Here is a 17,697-nt window from a genome sequence, read left to right as displayed (position 1 = left end):
CGGATTAGTGCCCCATCGCACTGAAGAAATAGGTCACCAGCGCCGCCACGCCGATCAGCATGGCGAAGGCATAGTGATAGACATAGCCGGTCTGCAGGATCGAGGCCCGCTTGGCCAGCCGCACCACGGTGGCGGCAAGCCCGTCCGGCCCGAGGCCGTCGATGATCTTGCCGTCGCCGCCCTTCCAGAACAGGCGGCCGAGCCAGAATGACGGCCGCACGAAGATGCGGTCGTACAGCTCGTCGAAATACCACTTGTTCAGCAGAAACTGATGCAGCATCCGGTGCTGCTTGGCGGCGGCCACCGGCAGGCTGGTATCGCGGATATAGGCCAGCCAGGCGATGGCGATGCCGATGACACCGACGATGATCGGACCGACCTTGACCAGGAAGGGCACGTTATGCGCCTCGTCCATCGCCTTGTGGTTTTCCAGGATCAGGATCGAGTTGCCCCAGAATTCCTTCCAGTGATGGCCGATGAAACCGTCGTGGAAGGCGATGCCGGCGAACACCGCGCCGAAAGCCAGCACGAACAGCGGCAGCAGCATCACCATCGGGCTTTCATGCACGTGCTCCATCACGTGATGATCGGCCCGCGGCTCGCCATGGAAGGTCATGAACAGCAGGCGCCAGGAATAGAAGGCCGTCAGGATGGCGGCGGCCATGCCCAGCACATAGGCATAGGTGCCCACCCCGCCGGCGGCATAGGCCACTTCCAGGATCATGTCCTTGGAATAATAGCCGGCGAAGATCGGGAAACCGGCCAGCGCGAGCGAGCCGATCCACATCATCGCGTAGGTGATCTTGATGTGCTTCCACAGGCCGCCCATGTTGCGCATGTCCTGCTCGCCGCTTACGGCATGGATCACCGAGCCGGCACCGAGGAACAGCAGCGCCTTGAAGAAGGCGTGGGTGAACAGGTGGAAGATCGCGGCCGGATAGGCCGAAACGCCCAGCGCGAAGAACATGTAGCCGAGCTGCGAGCAGGTCGAATAGGCGATCACGCGCTTGATGTCGTTCTGCGCCAGACCGACGGTGGCGGCGAAGAAGGCTGTGCTGGCGCCGATCACGGCCACGAAGGCCAGCGTGTCAGGCGCGTATTCGAACAGCGGTGAGCAGCGCGCCACCATGAAGACGCCAGCGGTGACCATCGTCGCGGCGTGGATCAGGGCCGAAACCGGGGTCGGGCCTTCCATGGCATCCGGCAGCCAGGTATGGAGGCCAAGCTGGGCCGACTTGCCCATGGCGCCCAGGAAAAGCAGGAAAGTCGCGACCGTCAGGATGTCCCAGTCCTTCCACAGGAAATGGAAGGTCTTGCCGGCCAGATCCGGCGCGGCCTGGAACACGGCATCGAAAGTGACCGAGCCGGTGGCCAGGAACAGCGCGAAGATGCCGAGCGCGAAGCCGAAATCGCCGACGCGGTTGACCACGAAGGCCTTGATGGCGGCGGCATTGGCCGATGGCTTCTTGAACCAGAAACCGATCAGCAGGTAGGAGGCCAGGCCCACGCCTTCCCAGCCCATATAGAGCTGCACGAAGTTATCGGCCGTCACCAGCATCAGCATGGCGAAGGTGAACAGCGACAGATAGGCGAAGAAGCGCGGTCGGTGCTCGTCGTGACTCATGTAGCCGACGCTGTAGACATGCACGACGGCCGACACGGTATTGACCACCACCAGCATGACGGCGGTGAGCTGGTCGATCTTCAGCGCCCAGTCGACACTGAAGCTGCCGGAATCGATCCAGTCCAGCACCTTCACGACTTCGACCTGGCCCTTTGAAATAACCAGGTAGAAGGCAACCCAGGACAGAATGGCCGAGATGATGACGCCGGCGCAGGTGACCGCCATGGCGGCAACATCGCCGATGCGGCGCCCGAAGAAGCCGGCGATGATCGCGGCTAGCAGGGGCAGGAAAACGATCAGATGGTACATCGTCATCGCCGCCTCAGCCCTTCATCATGTTGATGTCTTCAACCGCGATGGTGCCGCGGTTGCGGAAATAGACCACCAGGATGGCCAGCCCGATCGCCGCCTCGCCCGCCGCGACGGTGAGCACGAACAGCGCGAAGACCTGGCCGACCAGATCGTTCAGGTGGGTGGAAAACGCCACCAGGTTCAGGTTCACCGCCAGCAGCATTAGTTCGATCGACATCAGGATGACGATCACGTTCTTGCGGTTCAGGAAAATGCCGATGATCCCAAGCGTGAACAGGATCGCCGCGACGGTGAGGTAATGCCCGAGGCCGATGGTCATGGTCAGATTCCCTTCCTCGGCTCGACCTTGCGGATCGCCACCGCGGCATCGCGCGGGCGGCTGACCTGCTCGGAGATGCTCTGGCGCTTCACGCCCGGACGTGAGCGCAGGGTCAGCACGATGGCGCCGATCATGGCGACCAGCAGGATCAGGCCGGCGCCCTGGAACAGGTAGATGTACTTGGTATAGAGCACGGCACCGAGCGCGTGGGTATTGGTCACCTGGTCAAGCGGTGGGATCGGATCGGTGGCGACCGACTTGGCCGCTGGGGTGATCACCCAGCCGCCCAGCACCAGGGCCAGTTCGACCAGCAGGATCAGGCCGATCAGGCCGCCGATCGGCAGGTATTGCAGGAAGCCCTGGCGCAGCTCGACGAAATTGATGTCGAGCATCATCACCACGAAGAGGAACAGCACCGCCACGGCGCCGACATAGACGATCACCAGGATCATGCCGAGGAATTCCGCACCCATCAGCACGAACAGCCCGGCCGCGTTGAAGAAGGCCAGGATGAGGAACAGCACGGAATGCACCGGGTTACGCGAGGCGATCACCATGAAGCCGGAGGCGACGGTGATCGCTGCGAACAGGTAGAAGGCCAAGGCCTGGATGATCATAGTTTACCCCCTCGCCTGCGATGCGCTCAGCGGTACGGCGCGTCAGCGGCGATATTGCGCGAAATCTCGTATTCCCAGCGTTCGCCATTCGCGAGCAGCTTGTCCTTGTTGTAGAACAGCTCTTCGCGGGTCTCGGTGGCGAACTCGAAATTCGGCCCCTCGACGATGGCATCCACCGGGCAGGCTTCCTGGCAGAAGCCGCAATAGATGCACTTAGTCATGTCGATGTCGTAGCGCGTGGTGCGGCGCGAACCATCTTCGCGCGGCTCGGCCTCGATGGTGATGGCCTGGGCCGGGCAGATCGCCTCACACAGCTTGCACGCGATGCAGCGCTCTTCGCCGTTGGCGTAGCGGCGCAGCGCATGCTCGCCGCGGAAACGCGGCCCCAACGGACCCTTTTCATAGGGATAGTTGATGGTGGCCCGCTTCTTGAACATGTAGCTGAAGGTCAGGCCAAGCCCCTTCACCACTTCCCAGAGGAAGATCGAGCGGGCACCGCGGTCAAGCAGAGCCATGGCTTACACCCCTTTCGGCAGCAGGTCGAAGGCGACGAGAACGCCCGCGGTGGCCACCACCCAGAACAGCGAAAACGGCAGGAACACCTTCCAGCCCAGACGCATCAGCTGGTCGTAACGGTAGCGCGGCACGGTGGCGCGCACCCAAATGAACACGAACAGCAGCAGGAAGATTTTCAGGCAGAACCAGACGATGCCCGGAATCCAGTTGAAGGGCGCGATGTCGAACGGTGGCAGCCAGCCACCGAGGAACAGGATCGTGGTCATGCCCGACATCAGGATCATGTTCGCGTATTCGCCCAGGAAGAACAGGGCGAAGGTCATCGACGAATATTCGACCTGATAACCGGCGACCAGTTCGGCTTCGGCCTCGGGCAGGTCGAAGGGATGGCGGTTGGTCTCGGCCAGGGCCGAGATGAAGAACACAATGAACATCGGGAACAGCGGCAGGGCGAACCACACCGTCTTCTGCGCTTCCACGATGGCCGAGAGATTGAGCGAACCGACGCAGAGCAGCACGGTGATGATCACGAAGCCCATCGAGACTTCGTAGGACACCATCTGCGCCGAGGAGCGCAGCGCACCGAGGAAGGCGTAGCGCGAATTCGACGACCAGCCGGCGATGATGATGCCATAGACGCCCAGCGATGAGATCGCGAAGAGGTACAGCACGCCCACATTGATGTTGGCGATCACCCAGCCTTCCGCCACTGGGATCACCGCCCAGGCGATCAGCGCCAGGATGAAGGTGATGCATGGCGCCATGATGAACAGGAACTTGTTCGCGCCCGAGGGGATGATGGTTTCCTTGAAGATCAGCTTGGCAGCATCGGCAAAGGGCTGCAGCAGGCCGAAGGGACCGACCACGTTCGGGCCCATGCGCAGCGACATCGCCGCCAGCACCTTGCGCTCCATCAGCGTCAGGTAGGCCACCGCGATCAGCAGCGGCACCGTCAGCATCAAGATGTGGACGAGGATCAGGCCGCCCGGAAAGACGTAGCCGGTCCAGAGCGTGTTCCAGAAAGCGTCAGTCATGGGTACCCGTCTTCGGCATGGCAGCGCCGCGTGCGAGGGCCGAGCATTCGGCCATCGTCGCCGAGGCGCGGGCGATCGGATTGGTCAGGTAGAAATCGGCCACCGGCGACACGAACGGCAGATCGCTCACCGCGCCGGCCGCGCCGAAATTGCCCCAGGCGGCCGTGGTGAGCTTGTCGACGGCACCGAAATGCGGCGCGGCCTGCAGCATGCGCCGGCGCAGCATGCCCAGATTGTCGTAAGGCAGTGTCTGACCGAGCACGTCAGACAGCGCGCGAATGATCGCCCAGTCCTCACGTGCCTCGCCCGGAGGTGCGGCGGCGCGGCGGCCGAGCTGCACGCGGCCTTCCGTGTTCACCCAGGTGGCATCCTTTTCGGTATAAGCGGCGCCCGGCAGGATCACGTCGGCGCGCTTCGCACCGGCATCGCCGTGGCTACCCTGATAGATCACGAAAGCCGAGCCGAGCTTGGCCATGTCGATCTCATCGGCACCGAGCAGGTAAACGGCCTTGATCTCGCCCGCCTGCGCGCCGGCCATGATGCCGGTCACGTCCTTGCCGCCCTGCCCCGGAACGAAGCCCAGGTCGAGCGCGCCCACACGGGCGGCGGCGGTATGCAGCATGTTGAAGCCGTTCCAGCCGTCCTTCACGAGGCCACAGCCATCGGCGACCTGTTTCGCCAGTGCCAGGATCGCGGCGCCATCGGCACGGGCAATCGCGCCCTGCCCCAGGATCAGCATCGGCTTCTGCGCGCCCTTCAGAACGTCCGCAAAGGCATGACGGCCCTCGGCGATATCCTTCAGCGTGGCCGGACCGGCGCCAAGGTAATCGTACTTGTAGGTCAGCTGTGCCTGCTCGCCGATCAGGCCGATCTTCACCTTGCCGGTGAGGTAGCGCTTGCGGATACGGGCGTTGATCAGGGCGGCTTCGCGACGCGGATTGCTGCCCACGATCAGGATCGCATCAGCCTCGTCGATGCCGGCAATCCCGCTGTTGAAGATGTAGCCGGCGCGCTGGGCCGGGTCGATCTTCGCGCCATCCTGGCGGCAATCGAGGTTGGCCGAGCCCAGCTTGTCCATCAGGTCCTTCAGCGCAACGACACTTTCGGCGCAGGCCAGATCGCCGGCAATCGCCGCGACCTGATTGCCGGCCAGGCCCTTCAGGCCGGCGGCGACGGCGGCAAAGGCCTCGCTCCAGCTGGCTTCCTGCAGCTTGCCGTTCTTGCGCACATAGGGACGGTCGAGGCGGCGGGCCTTCAGGCCGTCATAGGCGAAGCGGCCCTTGTCGGAGAGCCATTCCTCGTTCACGTCTTCGTTCAGGCGCGGCAGGATACGCATCACCTCGCGGCCACGCACGTCGACGCGGATATTCGCGCCGACGGCATCCATGGCATCGACGCTTTCGGTCTTGCGCAGTTCCCATGAGCGGGCCGTGAAGGCGTAGGGCTTGGAGGTCAGCGCGCCCACCGGGCAGAGGTCGATCACGTTGCCGGACAGCTCCGACGTCATCGCCTTTTCCAGATAGGTGGTGATCTGCATGTCCTCGCCGCGGCCGATGGCGCCGAGTTCCGGCACACCGGCCACTTCGGTGACGAAGCGCACGCAGCGGGTGCAATGGATGCAGCGGGTCATCACCGTTTCGACCAGCGGACCCATGTATTTGTCTTTGACCGCGCGCTTGTTCTCGTCGTAGCGCGAGGCCCCGCGGCCATAGCCCATGGCCTGGTCCTGCAGGTCGCACTCGCCGCCCTGGTCGCAGATCGGGCAATCCAGCGGATGGTTGATCAGCAGGAATTCCATCACGCCTTCGCGGGCCTTCTTGACCATCGGCGAGTCAGTGTGGATCACCATGCCGTCGGCGGCCGGCATCGCGCAGGACGCGATCGGCTTCGGTGCCTTCTCCTGCTCGACCAGGCACATGCGGCAATTGCCGGCGATGGTCAGGCGCTCGTGATAGCAGAAGCGCGGAATTTCCTTGCCGGCCAGCTCGCAGGCCTGCAGCACGGTGGTGCCGGGATCAACCGTCACTTCGATGCCGTCGATGGTCAACTTGGGCATGCTTGTACCCTTCCCCGCCTACTCAGCCAGCCGTCACTCGGCCGCCGCCGGCAGAACCGGCGAACCCGAATGGTAGGCGTCGATGCGGCGCTCGATCTCGCCGCGGAAATGCCGGATCAGACCCTGGATCGGCCACGCTGCGGCATCGCCCAGCGCGCAGATCGTATGGCCTTCCACCTGCGTGGTGACTTCGAGCAGCATGTCGATCTCGCGCTTCTCGGCGCGGCCTTCGACCAGGCGCTCCATCACGCGCCACATCCAGCCGGTACCTTCGCGGCACGGCGTGCACTGGCCGCAGGATTCATGCTTGTAGAATTTCGACAGGCGGGCGATGGCGCGCACGATGTCGGTGGACTTGTCCATCACGATCACCGCGGCGGTGCCCAGGCCCGAACGCTGGGCGCGCAGGCTGTCGAAATCCATCAGCACGTCGTCGCAGATCGACTTGGGCAGCAGCGGCACCGACGAACCGCCCGGGATCACGGCCAGCAGGTTGTCCCAGCCGCCGCGCACGCCGCCGGCATGCTTCTCGATCAGCTCCTTCAGCGGAATGCCCATCTCCTCTTCCACGTTGCACGGCTTGTTCACGTGGCCGGAGATGCAGAAAACCTTGGTACCGGTGTTGTTCGGGCGGCCGATGCCGGCGAACCACTCGCCGCCACGGCGCAGGATGGTCGGCACCACCGCGATGCTTTCCACGTTGTTGACCGTGGTGGGGCAGCCCCAGACACCCATGTTGGCCGGGAAAGGCGGCTTCAGGCGCGGCTGACCCTTCTTGCCTTCCAGGCTTTCGATCAGAGCCGTTTCCTCGCCGCAGATATAGGCGCCGGCGCCGCGATGCACGAAGACGTCGAAGTCAAAGCCCGTACCGCAGGCATTCTTGCCGATCAGGCCGGCCGCATAGGCCTCGTCGATGGCACCCTGCAGGTTCTCGGCCTCGCGGTAGAACTCGCCGCGAATATAGATGTAGGCTGCCTTGGCGCGCATGGCGAAGCCGGCGATCAGGCAACCCTCGACCAGCTTGTGCGGGTCGTGCCGCATCATGTCGCGGTCCTTGCAGGTGCCCGGCTCGCCCTCGTCGGCATTCACCACCAGATAGCTGGGGCGACCATCCGACTGCTTGGGCATAAACGACCATTTCAGGCCGGTCGGGAAACCCGCGCCGCCACGACCGCGCAGGCCGGACTTCTTCATCTCCTCGATGATCCAGTCCTGGCCCTTTTCGATGATGGCCTTGGTATTATCCCAGTCGCCGCGCTTGCGGGCGGATTCCAATCGCCACGACTGCTGGCCGTAGAGATTGGTGAAGATGCGGTCTTTGTCCTGAAGCATGGGGCTGGCTCCGCCTCAGTCGTCGCTGCCGCCCGAAGGGGCAGCAGGATTGAAAGTGGTGAGAGTAGTCGCGCCGCCCAGCGGCTCGGACGACAGCCGGCCGTTCTGCGGGCCGGGCTTGGGCGTCTCGCCGCGTTTCAGCGCCTCGAGAATCTTGCCGGTGCTTTCCTCGTCGAGATCCTCGTAGAAGTCGTCGCCGAGCTGCAGCATCGGCGCGTTCACGCAGGCACCCAGGCATTCCACCTCGATCACGGTGAACTTGCCGTCCGGCGTGGTCTCGCCCGGGCCGACACCCAGATGCTTCTTGCAGGCGCTCAGCACCTTGTCGGAGCCGCGCAGCCAGCAGGGCGTGGTCGTGCAGACCTGCACGAAATGCGTGCCCACCGGCGCCAGATTGTACATCGTGTAGAAGCTGGCCACTTCCAGCACGCGGATCGCCGGCATGCCCAGCAGGTCGGCGATGTAGCGGATCGCGGCCTGCGGCACCCAGTTGTTGTGCTGGCGCTGGGCAATGTCGAGCAGCGGCATCACCGCGCTCTGCTGCCGGCCTTCCGGATACTTGGCGATATGCGTCTTCGCCAGCGCCATGTTCTCCGGCGTGAACTCGAAGCTGGCGGGCTGCAGCTCGGGGGGTGCGATATGGACGCCACTCATCGGTCGATCTCCCCGAACACGATATCCATGTTGCCGACGATGGAGACGGCGTCGGCCAGCATGTAGCCCTTCGACATGAAGTCGGTGGCCTGCAGATGCGGGAAACCCGGAGCGCGGATGCGGCAGCGATACGGCTTGTTCGAGCCATCCGACACCAGATACACGCCGAACTCGCCCTTCGGCGCCTCGACGGCGGCATAAACCTCGCCCTCGGGCACGTGATAACCTTCGGTGTAGAGCTTGAAGTGGTGGATCAGCGCTTCCATCGAGCGCTTCATCTCGCCGCGCTTGGGCGGCACCACCTTGCGATCGTCGGAGGCGATCGGGCCGCCGGGCAGGTTGGCAACCACCTGCTCGATGATCTTCGCGCTCTGGCGCATTTCCTCGATGCGGCAGAGGTAACGGTCGAAGCAGTCGCCGTTCTTGCCCACCGGAATGTCGAAATCGTATTTCTCGTAGCCGTCATAGGGCTGCGACTTGCGCAGGTCCCAAGCGATGCCCGAGCCGCGCAGCATCACGCCCGAGAAACTCCAGTCCATCGCATCCTTGGCGCCGATCACGCCGATATCGACGTTGCGCTGGCGATAAATCCGGTTCTCGGTCAGCAGGCCCTCGATATCGTCGATCACCTTCAGCATACGCGGCAGGTATTTGACGATGTCCTCGGCCATGCCCTTCGGCAGGTCCTGGTGCACGCCGCCGGGCCGGAAATAAGCGGCATGCATGCGGGCGCCGGAAACGCCCTCGTAGAATTCCATCAGCTTCTCGCGTTCCTCGAAGCCCCACAAAGCCGGCGTCATGGCGCCGCAATCGAGGGCATGCGTGGTCACGTTCAGCAGGTGGTTCAGCAGGCGGCCGATCTCGGCGAACAGCACGCGCACGGCCTGGCCACGCGCCGGCACTTCCAGGCCCAGCAGGCGCTCGGTGGCGAGCGCGAAAGCATGCTCCTGGTTCATCGGCGCGACGTAATCCAGGCGATCGAAATACGGCACCGCCTGCAGATAGGTCTTGTGTTCGATCAGCTTTTCGGTGCCGCGATGCAGCAGGCCGATATGCGGGTCGCAGCGCTCGACAATCTCGCCGTCGAGCTCCATGACCAGGCGCAGCACGCCGTGGGCCGCCGGATGCTGCGGCCCGAAATTGACCATGTAGTTGGCAATGGAGACTTCAGCCATCTTACTTCTGCCCCTCGCCGGCCTTCTCGTCGCCCGGCAGCACGTATTTCGCGCCTTCCCACGGGCTCATGAAATCGAAACGGCGGAATTCCTGGTTCAGCTGCACGGGCTCGTAGACCACGCGCTTCTGCGTCTCGTCGTAGCGCACCTCGACATAACCGGTGAGCGGGAAATCCTTGCGCAGGGGATGCCCCTCGAAACCGTAATCCGACAGGATGCGGCGCAGGTCCGGATGACCGGAGAACATCACGCCGAACATGTCCCAGGTCTCGCGCTCGAACCAGTTGGCCGCCGCGTAGACGCCGGTCACCGACGGCACCGGCGTTTCCTCGTCGGTGCTCGCCTTGATGCGGATGCGCTGGTTCAGCTTGAGGCTGAGCAGGTGGTAAACCACATCGAAACGCTGCGGCCGCTGCGGCCAGTCCAGGCCAGTGATATCGACCAGTTCGGCGAACTGGCAGTTGCCGTCGTCGCGCAGGAAGGTCAGCACCTTGACGATGCGCTCGGTCGGCACGCGGATCGTGAGTTCGCCGCGCGTCACCGAGGTCTCGAGCAGGTCGGCGCCCAGACCGGCCGACAGGTGGTCTGCCAGGTCGCGCAGCGCCTGTTCCTGTTCGCGCAGAAGGGCCTTGGCTTCGCTCATCGCTTCAATTCCTTCAGCGGGCGATGGTGCCGGTGCGCCAGATCTTCTTCTGCAGCTGCAGAAGGCCATAGACCAGCGCCTCGGCGGTCGGCGGACAGCCCGGGACGTAGACGTCGACCGGAACGATGCGGTCGCAGCCGCGCACCACCGAATAGGAATAGTGATAGTAGCCACCGCCATTGGCGCAGCTGCCCATCGAGATCACATAGCGCGGCTCGGCCATCTGGTCGTAGAGCTTGCGCAGGGCCGGCGCCATCTTGTTGGTCAACGTGCCGGCCACGATCATCACGTCGGACTGGCGGGGCGAAGCCCGCGGCATCGCTCCAAACCGGTCGAGATCATAGCGCGCCATGTAGGCGTGGATCATCTCGACGCCGCAGCAGGCCAGGCCGAAGGTCATCGGCCACATCGAGCCGGTACGGGCCCAGTTGGCCAGTTTGTCGAGCGTGGAGATCACCACGCCCTTGTCAGCCAGTTCGTCCGACAGGTCCTTGAAGAAGGCATCCTGCGAGGAACCGAGTTGTACCGCCGTATCGGTTTTCTGGGGCGCCGTCTGCATGGCGTTGCTCACTCCCATTCCAGCGCCCCCTTCTTCCACTCATAGATGAAGCCGATGGTCAGCACGCCCAGGAAGACCACCATGGACCAGAAGCCGTATACGCCGATCTCGCCCAGCGAGATGGCCCAGGGGAACAGGAAGGCGACTTCCAGGTCGAAAATGATGAAGAGGATGGCCACCAGGTAGAACCGCACATCGAACTGCTTGCGGCTGTCGCCGAACGGCTCGAAGCCGCATTCGTAGGTGGAATTCTTTTCCGGGTCCGGCGCGCGCTTGGCCGCCACAAAGGGCAGCAGGGCCAGAATGACGGCCAGCACGATGGCTAGGCCAAGGAATAGCAGTATCGGCAGATATTCCCGCAGCAGGGCGTCCACGGTCATTCCCCTCCGAAAAAACGGTTCTCCCCGGACCGGTCCCACCCCGCCCAAGGTCGGTGGCTGTTCTAGCCGTTTCCTTCTCGCGCTGCAACACGCTGGCCCGGCGCAAATAAATGGCAAGTCACGGCGCTTTCATCGCTTTTCCTGATTGTCATCAAATAAATCGTCTATCGTCGGTGGTAGCGACTCCGTCCACGGATCGTATGGGAGCGCATCATGCGAGGGATTACTGGCATCGGCGACGCGAATCGCATACCCTGCATACAGGTTGAACAACGAAATACAAAAATTGGGGGAGCCGGGTGGGGGTCGCACCGGCAAAAATCAGCGTTATCGTCAGCACATATAACTCTCCGGTTTTCCTTGAAATGGTGCTGCGTAGCCTGGCGCGGCAGCGCCTCGATGGCCGGATCGCTTATGAGATCGTGGTGGCGGATGATGGGTCGGGCGAGGAAACCCGGGCCCTGATCGCGCGTCTGCGCCCCGAGGTGCCCTGCCCCCTGCTGCACGCCTGGCAGCCCGATACAGGCTTCCGTCTTGCCGAATCCCGCAATAATGCCCTGCTGCAGGCCAGCGGGGATTATATCGTGTTCATCGACGGCGATTGCATGGTGCCGCCCGATTTCATAGCCACCCATGCCCGCCTGGCCGAACCGGGTTGGTTCGTGGCTGGCTCACGCAGTTATATCAGGCAGCCGCAGACCCGCAGGATGCTCGCCCGCCCCCAGGCCTGGAGCCGGCCCAACCGGCTGGCTTGGTTCATCCTGGCCCTGTTCGCCCAGGCCAATCGTCCGTTCCAGATGCTCAGCCTGCCCGGCGACTGGCGGCGTTATCGCCGACCAGAATCCTGGCAGAAGGCGCAGACCTGCAATCTGGGGGTCTGGCGAACGGATATCGACCGGGTAGACGGCTTTGACGCCACTTATACAGGCCATGGCCTGGAGGATTCGGATTTTGTCCTGCGCCTGCTACGCACCGGGGTGCGCCGCAAATCCGGCCGCTTCGCCGCAGTTGTGCTGCACCTGTGGCATCCGCGCCCGACCGGCAAGCGCAGCCCGAATATTGAGCGGTTCGAAGCCTTGGTCGCCAGCGACCGCCACTTGCCGGTGATTGGCATCAGCCATCTGGCGCCGGCAGACAAGGATATCGCCTGACCGCTCCTTGATACAAACAAACAAAAACCCGCCACAAATCATTGGGCGGGTTTTTGTTTTTCCGTATTGCGCGGAAATGGCGAGAGTGACGGGACTTGAACCCGCGACCTCCGGCGTGACAGGCCGGCGCTCTAACCAACTGAGCTACACCCCCGCGGCAGGCGGCGGTTTACCCTTCGCCCATTCCGATGTCAAGCACGGCCCCGGGCCGCCGGAGCAATTCCGGCAGAATTATGCGTGGGTCGGCTCCAGCGCGGTCAGTTCTTCCAGTTTGCCCACCAGCTTCTCGCCAGCCTGACGGGCGCGGCGCTGCACCGCGCCCTGCAGCTTGCGGAAAGCCTTGGTCTCGATCTGGCGCACGCGCTCCTTGGTCACGCCGAGCCGGCCGCCGAGTTCCTCCAGCGTCGCCTTCTCCTCGTTGAGCATGCGCTCGACGATGATGAGCTGTTCGCGCGGACTCAGTTCCTTGAGCGATTCCGCCAGCCAGGCGCGGCGCTGGCCGCCATCCACCTTGGTCGTGACGATCTCTTCCGGGGTCGGGCCGGGATCGACCAGGAAATCCTGGAAGGCATCGCCGCCTTCCTCGCCACCGACCGTCTCGTTCAGCGAGTGGTCGCGGGCCGCCAGGCGTTGGGCCATGGCCGTCACGTCGGCCGGCGAGACCTTCAGCGCGGTGGCGATTTCGTCGCGGGTGGCATTGTCCAGCGTCAGCGTGCCGCCGCCGGCCCGCTCCAGCTTGGCGCGCAGCCAGCGCAGGTTGAAAAACAGCGCCTTCTGGCCGGCCGAGGTACCGGACCGCACGATGGACCAGTTGCGCAGCACGTATTCCTGGATCGAGGAACGAATCCACCAGGAGGCATAGGTGGAGAACCGCACGCCACGCTCGGGGTCGAAGCGGTTCACGGCCAGCATCAGGCCGATATTGCCCTCCTGGATCAGGTCGGGCATCGGCAGGCCGTAATTGCGGAAACGCGTGGCTGTGGCGACCACCAGCCGCAGATAAGCCGTCACCAGCTTCTGCATGGCTCTTTGATCTCCATCAACGCGCCAGCCGCGGGCAAGGCTTAATTCCTCTTCCTCAGACAGCATGGCCTTGGTCATGACGGTCGAGAGGTAGCGCCGGTCGGCGCTATCGAGGGTCCGGGGGGCAGATGCGATGGCCATTGGTCAGGTCCTCCATCGACTTTCGCCCGGGCCTACACTACCATTGTGTCGACTGGCTGCCGGGCGGGGGCTTTGGTATCGGGTCGATACGAAATAACTCTACGCCGCGCCGCCGATCCGCCGCAAGGCTTAATAGCGAGTCGAAACAAAACTGTGATGCCAGTCACCGCACCATCGCTCGCCACGGCCAAACAGCCGGGCACCACCGCCCTCTCCGGCTCTTTTCCGCATGAAAAAGATGCGCTGGCTCAAAGGGTTATCCTCCTCTTGGACCGCCTGGGCCGCCTCACCCGCGAATTGCAGTTCGCCGATGGCCTGAACCCGGCCCAGTGGGAAGCCCTGCGGTTCATCGCCCAGGCCAACAAGTATTCCCGCTCCCCCACGGCCCTGGCCGAATACCTCGGCGCCACCAAGGGAACCGTGTCCCAGACCCTGATCGCCCTGGAAAACAAGGGCCTGATCACCCGCTGCAAAAAAACCTGCGACCGCCGCCAGGTCGACCTCTGCCTCACCGATGCCGGCCAGGCCATGCTGGCCAAGGATCCGATGCAGACGCTGCAGCACACGAGCCAGGAAATCGCGGGCGAACTGGGCAGCGCCATGGTGAAAGGCCTCACCCGCCTGCTGCACGACCTGCAGGCCCGCCATCAAGTCGGCGGCTTCGGTGTCTGTCAGGAATGCTCGCTGTTCTGCGTGAATTCCGGCAATGGCAGCCTGGATGCCGATAATGGCGTCTGCGGCTCGACCGGCGAGGCTATCGACGCGGTCGAGAAGTCGAAAATCTGCATCAACTACAAGACCGTCAGCTAAATCCGATATCAGGCCTATCGGCCCGCGGGCAGCGTTACCGTTGAACGCACTTGACGTAACGTCACGGCTTGCACTGCCGCCGTGTGCGACCTAGCGTTCTGGGCTGATCGCAGCCTCCACAGAAAAGCCTGGGAAACGTCATATGAAGTTCACCGGTACCGAGTCCTATGTCGCCACCAATGACCTGAAGGTGGCGGTGAATGCCGCCATCACCCTGGAACGCCCCCTGCTGGTGAAGGGCGAACCCGGCACCGGCAAGACCGTGCTGGCCATCGAGATCGCCAAGGCGCTGAACGCGCCGCTGCTGACCTGGCATGTGAAATCCACCACCAAGGCCCAGCAGGGCCTGTATGAATACGACGCCGTGTCGCGCCTGCGCGACAGCCAGCTGGGCGACGAGCGGGTGAAGGACATCCGCAACTACATCAAGAAAGGCAAACTGTGGGATGCCTTCACGGCGCCGCAGCGTCCCGTGCTGCTGATCGACGAGATCGACAAGGCCGATATCGAATTCCCGAACGATCTGCTGCTCGAACTCGATCGTATGGAATTCTTCGTCTATGAGACAGGCGAGACGATCAAGGCGGCCGTGCGCCCGATCCTGATCATCACCTCGAACAACGAGAAGGAACTGCCCGACGCCTTCCTGCGCCGCTGCTTCTTCCACTATATCCGCTTCCCCGACCGCGAGACGATGGAAGAGATCATCGAGGTGCATTATCCCGGCGTGCAGAAGAACCTGGTGCGCGATGCGCTGAATGTCTTTTACGACATCCGTGAAACGCCGGGCCTGAAGAAGAAGCCCTCCACGTCCGAACTGCTCGACTGGCTCAAGCTGCTGATGGCGGAAGACCTGCCGGCCGACGCGCTCCGCACCAAGGACCAGGGCAAGCTGATCCCGCCGCTGGCCGGCGCCCTGCTCAAGAACGAGCAGGATGTGCATCTGTTCGAGCGGCTGGCCTTCATCGCGCGCCGCGAGCGCGGCTAGTCGCTTCTAGGCTGTCCAGGGAGGACGCCATGTTCATCAATTTCTTTCTCGAACTGCGCAAGGCCAAGGTGCCCGCCACTTTGCGGGAATACCTCACGCTGATCGAGGCGATGGACAAGGGCGTGCCCGAGTATCGGGTCGAGGATTTCTACTACCTCTCCCGCTCCGCCCTGGTGAAGGACGAGCGCAACCTCGACAAGTTCGACCGCGTCTTTGGCCAGTGCTTCAACGGCCTGTCCTTCATCGGTGCCGGCAACGAGATCACGGCCGAGATCCCCGAGGAATGGCTGCGCAGGCTGGCCGAGAAGGTGCTGACCGAGGAAGAAAAAGCCCAGATCGAGGCCTTGGGCGGCTGGGACAAGCTGATGGAGACGCTCAAGAAGCGTCTGGAAGAACAGAAGGAACGCCACCAGGGCGGCAACAAGTGGATCGGCACTGCCGGCACCTCCCCCTTCGGCGCCTATGGCTACAATCCCGAAGGCGTGCGCATCGGCCAGGATAAGTCGCGCAACCGCCGTGCCGTGAAGGTATGGGACAAGCGCGAATACAAGAACCTGGACGACACCGTCGAGCTCGGCACCCGCAATATCAAGGTTGCCATGCGCCGCCTGCGCAAATTCGCCCGCGAAGGCGCCGACATGGAGCTCGATCTGCCCGACACCATCAAGTCGACGGCCGCCAATGCCGGCTATCTCGACATCAAGATGGTGCCCGAGCGGCATAACAAGGTGAAGGTGCTGCTGCTGTTCGATATCGGCGGCTCGATGGACGACCATATCCGCGTGACGGAAGAGTTGTTCTCAGCGGCGCGCGCCGAGTTCAAGCACATGGAGTTCTTCTACTTCCACAACTGCGTCTACGAGAAGCTGTGGAAGGACAACCGTCGCCGCCACAGCGAGTTCACGCCCACGTTTGAAGTGCTGCGCACCTACCAGCACGACTACAAGATCATCTTCGTGGGCGACGCCACCATGAGCCCCTACGAGATCGTGCAACCGGGCGGCAGCGTGGAACACTGGAACGAGGAAGCCGGCGCGATCTGGCTGCAGCGCCTGCTGGACGCCTACCCGAAGGCGATCTGGCTCAATCCGGTGCAGGAAAAATACTGGGACTTCACGCCATCGGTGGGCGTGATCCGCCAGATCATGGGCCAGCGCATGTTCCCGCTCACCCTGGAAGGCCTGGAGCGCGGCATGCGGGAGCTGAACCGCTAGATCGCTTCGGCGGCTTCGATGCTGGTGGCGGCCGGCCGTTCGCGCGCGGGTTCCACCGTATAGCCGTCGCGGGCCAGGAAACGGGCCTGCATCATCTCGACGGCATATTCCATGTTTGCCGCCGGCACGTCGAACAGACGCCCCTCGATCCAGCGATAGGCCGGATGGCTGAACGAACCCGCATCGGCGCCCAGGTCGGGATTGCGCACCATCACCCGCCAAGTGCGATAGCGGCGGTCGACCACATCCACCGGCGTCGCGACATAGCCCATCGGCAGGTCGGTCTCGCGGTGGCGCTTGTGCAGCGCCTCGATATCCTGCTCGGCACGCTGCACCTGGGATTGCAGGCCGGCGATGTCGTCGCGCAGCTGCTGCACGGCGCGTTCGCTCTCGGCCGCCGTCACTTCCATCTGGGCGCGCATGGCGACGAATTCGTCGGCGCGCAGGCGCACTTTGGTCCAGGCGGCATGCGAGCGTTCGCCCAGCAGGATGATGATCATCACGGCGATGCCGATATTGGCGGCCGCGGCCAGAACGCCGATGAATTGCGGAAGGGTGAAATCAGGCATCGCCGAGCCGCAGCTTGCCGTCGAAGGGGCGGATCACCATGATTTCCGACAACGCGCCGAACGTCTTCTTGGCGCGCAGGCGCACGGCTTCCTCGTTCGGCAGGCCCCAGATCACCAGCCGCGCCGCGCGGCGGCCGGGAAATGGACAGACGGTGGAGCCTGGGCCGCTGAACATCTCATGCATCTCGGGCCCGATCGCCTTCACATACCAGCCGGTCATGCGCGGCTTGGGCGTGCCGATCTCGTAGACCACCATGTTGCGCGGATCGTTGAATTCCACCTCGCGGGCCATGATGCTGCCATAGGCCGACTGGCGTTCGCCCAGGCGCAGCTCCTGCTCGGCCTTCTCTTCCAGCAGGGCATCATATTCGATACGAATATTGCCGATGCGGCCACGCACCTGCTCCACCTCGGCGGCCAGGCGGTCGAGTTCGAAACGGCCGCGCGCATAGTTGAAGACGTAACGCTCCAGGCTGTTGGCCCCGAGCGACACGGCGAAGAACATCAGCAGCGACGGCAGCAGCGCAAAAACGATATCGACGGGATCCATCCCGCGGCCCCAGACATTTTCCCTGGAGCA

19 protein-coding genes and 1 tRNA gene are annotated in these 17,697 nt (G+C 63.5%); 4 read left to right on the top strand and 16 right to left on the bottom strand.

What is annotated here, in order from left to right; all coding sequences use genetic code 11:
- Positions 1-4: 4 nt before the first annotated feature.
- From nuoL to ACK4FJ_RS14990, 12 genes are read right to left on the bottom strand one after another with little or no spacing between them, the layout of a single operon-like run.
- A complete protein-coding gene (gene nuoL / locus ACK4FJ_RS15045; RefSeq protein ID WP_409767575.1) occupies positions 5-1,933 on the bottom strand; it encodes an NADH-quinone oxidoreductase subunit L in 1,929 nt (642 codons plus the stop codon).
- A gap of 13 nt (positions 1,934-1,946) precedes the next feature.
- On the bottom strand, positions 1,947-2,255 hold the full coding sequence (gene nuoK / locus ACK4FJ_RS15040; RefSeq protein WP_300298993.1) for an NADH-quinone oxidoreductase subunit NuoK: 309 nt from the start codon (positions 2,253-2,255) through the stop codon (positions 1,947-1,949).
- 2 nt (positions 2,256-2,257) lie between these two features.
- Complete coding sequence (locus ACK4FJ_RS15035) at positions 2,258-2,872, bottom strand: NADH-quinone oxidoreductase subunit J (protein WP_409767529.1); 615 nt, start codon at positions 2,870-2,872, stop codon at positions 2,258-2,260.
- A gap of 26 nt (positions 2,873-2,898) precedes the next feature.
- Positions 2,899-3,387 carry an NADH-quinone oxidoreductase subunit NuoI gene (nuoI, locus tag ACK4FJ_RS15030; protein WP_409767528.1) on the bottom strand — a complete coding sequence of 163 codons (489 nt, stop codon included), beginning with the start codon at positions 3,385-3,387 and terminating at the stop codon, positions 2,899-2,901.
- 3 nt (positions 3,388-3,390) lie between these two features.
- Positions 3,391-4,422 carry an NADH-quinone oxidoreductase subunit NuoH gene (gene nuoH, locus ACK4FJ_RS15025; protein WP_409767527.1) on the bottom strand — a complete coding sequence of 344 codons (1,032 nt, stop codon included), beginning with the start codon at positions 4,420-4,422 and terminating at the stop codon, positions 3,391-3,393.
- Positions 4,415-6,478, bottom strand: coding sequence for an NADH-quinone oxidoreductase subunit NuoG (gene nuoG / locus ACK4FJ_RS15020; RefSeq protein WP_409767526.1), 2,064 nt, complete (start codon positions 6,476-6,478; stop codon positions 4,415-4,417). Before nuoG ends, nuoH begins: the two co-directional genes overlap by 8 nt.
- Before the next feature lie 33 nt (positions 6,479-6,511).
- The gene (nuoF, locus tag ACK4FJ_RS15015) at positions 6,512-7,810 is read right to left on the bottom strand and encodes an NADH-quinone oxidoreductase subunit NuoF (RefSeq protein ID WP_409767525.1); all 1,299 of its coding nucleotides are present in this window, start codon (positions 7,808-7,810) and stop codon (positions 6,512-6,514) included.
- A gap of 15 nt (positions 7,811-7,825) precedes the next feature.
- Positions 7,826-8,464 carry an NADH-quinone oxidoreductase subunit NuoE gene (gene nuoE, locus ACK4FJ_RS15010; protein WP_409767524.1) on the bottom strand — a complete coding sequence of 213 codons (639 nt, stop codon included), beginning with the start codon at positions 8,462-8,464 and terminating at the stop codon, positions 7,826-7,828.
- A complete protein-coding gene (locus tag ACK4FJ_RS15005; RefSeq protein ID WP_409767523.1) occupies positions 8,461-9,639 on the bottom strand; it encodes an NADH-quinone oxidoreductase subunit D in 1,179 nt (392 codons plus the stop codon). Before ACK4FJ_RS15005 ends, nuoE begins: the two co-directional genes overlap by 4 nt.
- A 1-nt stretch (position 9,640) precedes the next feature.
- A complete protein-coding gene (locus tag ACK4FJ_RS15000; protein WP_409767522.1) occupies positions 9,641-10,282 on the bottom strand; it encodes an NADH-quinone oxidoreductase subunit C in 642 nt (213 codons plus the stop codon).
- Between the two features lie 13 nt (positions 10,283-10,295).
- Positions 10,296-10,859 (bottom strand): NuoB/complex I 20 kDa subunit family protein, encoded by a 564-nt coding sequence (locus tag ACK4FJ_RS14995; protein ID WP_409767521.1) that lies wholly within the window; start codon positions 10,857-10,859, stop codon positions 10,296-10,298.
- Positions 10,850-11,215: an NADH-quinone oxidoreductase subunit A gene (locus ACK4FJ_RS14990; RefSeq protein ID WP_409767574.1), complete on the bottom strand. Its 366-nt coding sequence runs from the start codon at positions 11,213-11,215 to the stop codon at positions 10,850-10,852. The genes ACK4FJ_RS14995 and ACK4FJ_RS14990 overlap by 10 nt, the downstream gene beginning before the upstream one ends.
- 305 nt (positions 11,216-11,520) lie before the next feature.
- Between ACK4FJ_RS14990 and ACK4FJ_RS14985 the strand changes: the two genes are divergently transcribed.
- Positions 11,521-12,372 (top strand): glycosyltransferase family 2 protein, encoded by an 852-nt coding sequence (locus tag ACK4FJ_RS14985; protein ID WP_409767520.1) that lies wholly within the window; start codon positions 11,521-11,523, stop codon positions 12,370-12,372.
- Positions 12,373-12,449: 77 nt separating this feature from the next.
- On the opposite strand, the gene ACK4FJ_RS14980 is transcribed toward ACK4FJ_RS14985, so the two are convergent.
- Positions 12,450-12,526 (bottom strand) — tRNA-Asp (locus tag ACK4FJ_RS14980).
- Positions 12,527-12,603: 77 nt separating this feature from the next.
- On the bottom strand, positions 12,604-13,536 hold the full coding sequence (locus tag ACK4FJ_RS14975) for an RNA polymerase factor sigma-32 (RefSeq protein WP_409767519.1): 933 nt from the start codon (positions 13,534-13,536) through the stop codon (positions 12,604-12,606).
- 156 nt (positions 13,537-13,692) lie between these two features.
- Between ACK4FJ_RS14975 and ACK4FJ_RS14970 the strand changes: the two genes are divergently transcribed.
- The 3 genes from ACK4FJ_RS14970 (at position 13,693) to ACK4FJ_RS14960 (ending at position 16,548) form a co-directional block, all read left to right on the top strand.
- On the top strand, positions 13,693-14,346 hold the full coding sequence (locus ACK4FJ_RS14970) for a MarR family winged helix-turn-helix transcriptional regulator (protein WP_409767518.1): 654 nt from the start codon (positions 13,693-13,695) through the stop codon (positions 14,344-14,346).
- Positions 14,347-14,488: 142 nt separating this feature from the next.
- A complete protein-coding gene (locus ACK4FJ_RS14965; protein ID WP_409767517.1) occupies positions 14,489-15,334 on the top strand; it encodes an AAA family ATPase in 846 nt (281 codons plus the stop codon).
- A gap of 29 nt (positions 15,335-15,363) precedes the next feature.
- The gene (locus ACK4FJ_RS14960) at positions 15,364-16,548 is read left to right on the top strand and encodes a vWA domain-containing protein (RefSeq protein WP_409767516.1); all 1,185 of its coding nucleotides are present in this window, start codon (positions 15,364-15,366) and stop codon (positions 16,546-16,548) included.
- On the opposite strand, the gene ACK4FJ_RS14955 is transcribed toward ACK4FJ_RS14960, so the two are convergent.
- Positions 16,545-17,117 (bottom strand): hypothetical protein, encoded by a 573-nt coding sequence (locus ACK4FJ_RS14955; protein WP_409767515.1) that lies wholly within the window; start codon positions 17,115-17,117, stop codon positions 16,545-16,547. The two genes, ACK4FJ_RS14960 and ACK4FJ_RS14955, sit on opposite strands and share 4 nt — an antisense overlap.
- Positions 17,110-17,667, bottom strand: coding sequence for a hypothetical protein (locus tag ACK4FJ_RS14950; protein WP_409767514.1), 558 nt, complete (start codon positions 17,665-17,667; stop codon positions 17,110-17,112). The genes ACK4FJ_RS14955 and ACK4FJ_RS14950 overlap by 8 nt, the downstream gene beginning before the upstream one ends.
- Positions 17,668-17,697: the final 30 nt, after the last annotated feature.

It is taken from the genome of Ferrovibrio sp. (assembly GCF_046297595.1).
GTDB lineage: Bacteria > Pseudomonadota > Alphaproteobacteria > Ferrovibrionales > Ferrovibrionaceae > Ferrovibrio.
Note: the sequence above shows the minus strand (reverse complement) of the source record. Positions and strands in the feature narration are given on the sequence as shown.

Bases quoted from the DNA above. Each gene is read 5' to 3' on its own strand.
- nuoL (WP_409767575.1), bottom strand. From the start codon at position 1,933: ATGTACCATCTGATCGTTTTCCTGCCCCTGCTAGCCGCGATCATCGCC.
- nuoK (WP_300298993.1), bottom strand. From the start codon at position 2,255: ATGACCATCGGCCTCGGGCATTACCTCACCGTCGCGGCGATCCTGTTC.
- ACK4FJ_RS15035 (WP_409767529.1), bottom strand. From the start codon at position 2,872: ATGATCATCCAGGCCTTGGCCTTCTACCTGTTCGCAGCGATCACCGTC.
- nuoI (WP_409767528.1), bottom strand. From the start codon at position 3,387: ATGGCTCTGCTTGACCGCGGTGCCCGCTCGATCTTCCTCTGGGAAGTG.
- nuoH (WP_409767527.1), bottom strand. From the start codon at position 4,422: ATGACTGACGCTTTCTGGAACACGCTCTGGACCGGCTACGTCTTTCCG.
- nuoG (WP_409767526.1), bottom strand. From the start codon at position 6,478: ATGCCCAAGTTGACCATCGACGGCATCGAAGTGACGGTTGATCCCGGC.
- nuoF (WP_409767525.1), bottom strand. From the start codon at position 7,810: ATGCTTCAGGACAAAGACCGCATCTTCACCAATCTCTACGGCCAGCAG.
- nuoE (WP_409767524.1), bottom strand. From the start codon at position 8,464: ATGAGTGGCGTCCATATCGCACCCCCCGAGCTGCAGCCCGCCAGCTTC.
- ACK4FJ_RS15005 (WP_409767523.1), bottom strand. From the start codon at position 9,639: ATGGCTGAAGTCTCCATTGCCAACTACATGGTCAATTTCGGGCCGCAG.
- ACK4FJ_RS15000 (WP_409767522.1), bottom strand. From the start codon at position 10,282: ATGAGCGAAGCCAAGGCCCTTCTGCGCGAACAGGAACAGGCGCTGCGC.
- ACK4FJ_RS14995 (WP_409767521.1), bottom strand. From the start codon at position 10,859: ATGGGAGTGAGCAACGCCATGCAGACGGCGCCCCAGAAAACCGATACG.
- ACK4FJ_RS14975 (WP_409767519.1), bottom strand. From the start codon at position 13,536: ATGGCCATCGCATCTGCCCCCCGGACCCTCGATAGCGCCGACCGGCGC.
- ACK4FJ_RS14970 (WP_409767518.1), top strand. From the start codon at position 13,693: ATGCCAGTCACCGCACCATCGCTCGCCACGGCCAAACAGCCGGGCACC.
- ACK4FJ_RS14965 (WP_409767517.1), top strand. From the start codon at position 14,489: ATGAAGTTCACCGGTACCGAGTCCTATGTCGCCACCAATGACCTGAAG.
- ACK4FJ_RS14960 (WP_409767516.1), top strand. From the start codon at position 15,364: ATGTTCATCAATTTCTTTCTCGAACTGCGCAAGGCCAAGGTGCCCGCC.
- ACK4FJ_RS14955 (WP_409767515.1), bottom strand. From the start codon at position 17,117: ATGCCTGATTTCACCCTTCCGCAATTCATCGGCGTTCTGGCCGCGGCC.
- ACK4FJ_RS14950 (WP_409767514.1), bottom strand. From the start codon at position 17,667: ATGGATCCCGTCGATATCGTTTTTGCGCTGCTGCCGTCGCTGCTGATG.